This is a genomic window from Acinetobacter sp. YH16052 (genome assembly GCF_013417155.1).
GTDB lineage: Bacteria > Pseudomonadota > Gammaproteobacteria > Pseudomonadales > Moraxellaceae > Acinetobacter.
Genome location: NZ_VPEO01000125.1, coordinates 1 through 1766, shown reverse-complemented (window position 1 = coordinate 1766; position 1766 = coordinate 1). Strand labels below are relative to the sequence as shown.

3 protein-coding genes are annotated in these 1766 nt (G+C 46.4%); 1 reads left to right on the top strand and 2 read right to left on the bottom strand.

Going from position 1 to position 1766, the window contains the following annotated elements; genetic code table 11:
- Both FTV42_RS16605 and FTV42_RS16600 read right to left on the bottom strand, forming a co-directional pair.
- On the bottom strand, positions 1 to 538 hold a 538-nt coding region (locus FTV42_RS16605; RefSeq protein ID WP_180039230.1), incomplete at its 3' end, for a DUF1819 family protein.
- 10 nt (positions 539 to 548) lie between these two features.
- Positions 549 to 1415, bottom strand: coding sequence for a WYL domain-containing protein (locus FTV42_RS16600; protein ID WP_180004198.1), 867 nt, complete (start codon positions 1413 to 1415; stop codon positions 549 to 551).
- A gap of 225 nt (positions 1416 to 1640) precedes the next feature.
- Here FTV42_RS16600 and FTV42_RS16595 point away from each other — a divergent pair.
- Positions 1641 to 1766: DUF4236 domain-containing protein (locus FTV42_RS16595; protein WP_180039229.1), on the top strand; the 126-nt coding region annotated here is incomplete at its 3' end.

Sequence of the window (1766 nt, the reverse complement as noted above, 5' to 3'; positions counted from 1 at the left end):
GCTCTGCTCTGACGATCACGCGCTGCAACTCCAGCTTACGGGTACTTTTTAAGTAACCGGCTTCTGCCAGCATGCGAAACACCACCTGCCCCATTTTTTTCTTGCTGGACTCTTTCCAATCACAGATATCCGGATCACGTTGTGAGCGTTCATCCAAAAAATCTGACCAGATATAACTGTCCAAGTATTGCGCCTGGGAGATATAGGCATCCCTCATCACCGTTTCCATAAACTCAAGCAGCAACAGGTTGCGTTCCAGTGCCCCACAAAAAGCCACCTGAGTCGCCAGCTCATCATCCCCATCCCGCAAAGCTTTCCAGAAATCAGGCTCTAAGCGCTCAAGACGCTTACGAATAGCGGTGGCATTGCGTTGGGCTGAAGCAGGCGTTCTTTTTTGCAGAATATTGTCAATCTGAATGGCCTGATGCCATTGTTCTGGAGTCGCTTCTCGTAATAACAGATCCGCGATCAGCCGGCTTTCACGCACCATCAGGGAACCACCAATCAGGTCACTGTCATAATGAAATTGTTCTAACATGGCCAATCTCCTATGACGCCTGATCAAACAGGTAAGACGACAGCTTTTCGATATCTGAGCGTTGTAGTACCAAGGGATATTTCAAGGCATCATCCGCCTCAGCCAGCGTGATCGCGGCCTGATATCGCTGCAAAGTATAGTGAGCCAGGGCTTTTTTCACCGGAATCTGTAATCTGCCATCAGGCATGCCGAAGTCTTTTTCGACCAGCGCTTGTTGTGATGAGTTCAATTTTGGATTAGGGATCAGCGTCAGTACAATTTCTTCATGCCATTGCTGATCCTGAGCAGGGCCTACTGACTCAATCGCCATCACAACAGGTGTGCGATCAATTCTGGAGAGTAAAAAGTCCTTAAACTGCTTGCTCTGATGGCAATAGGCACGGACATGCCAGCGAAAACCGGTATACACCAGGGTGTGTGGGGAAATGATGCGTTCATGCCACTGCGGATTCTGCATCGAGGCATAAATCATTTTTAAAGTGCTTTGGTTTCGGCAGGCACGCAAAACTTCCCGAATCACTTCAGGACGTACACTGCGATCAGGTAATTGAACTGCTGTAAGATTCGGTTCTGGCATCGCAATCAGGGCATGCGATTCACTGACCAAGCCCGACAGCATATTGAGATATTCATTGATATGCGCTGTAGTCAGTACAGGCTGGAAGCTGGCCTTAGGCACATAACCCTTGACCGATGGATCATGAATCAAGGCATCGGGGTTATACAGCGTATTATAGCGCTTGATATCCGCAGAAGCCTGCTGTCGACTAAGTCCAAACCAGCTCATCAAACGATTGGTAACCAAACGACCTTCCCAGTAAGCAAGCAACTCGATGGCTCGCATTCGAAGAAGCACTTCATGCTTATCTGTCGTCATATACCAATCAGTCAATAAATAGCAGTTTTAAGATTACCCCATAGCAAATGTACAGTAAACATTTTTGACGGTATTTTAAGGTAGTATTGCAATCACCAGATAAAAAATATACGGATGTCTCTATGGGGACAGCCGACTAGCGAGGTAGATGAGGATCTGAGATTCTCTGAATTTACCTCTATCAACTGAAATACACAGCGAACAGGTTTTGCAAATGGGGGAAATATGGGCTTTAGATTTCGCAAGAGCATTAAAATCTTACCGGGTTTAAAAATTAATATGACGCATAAGGGCATCAGCAGTGCGAGCATTGGCAAACCCGGTGCTTCTTTAAATATTGGTAAAAAATGC

What these genes read in the sequence shown, in the direction of transcription:
- FTV42_RS16600 (WP_180004198.1), bottom strand. Translation starts at nt 1,415, where the DNA reads ATGACGACAGATAAGCATGAAGTGCTTCTTCGAATGCGAGCCATCGAG.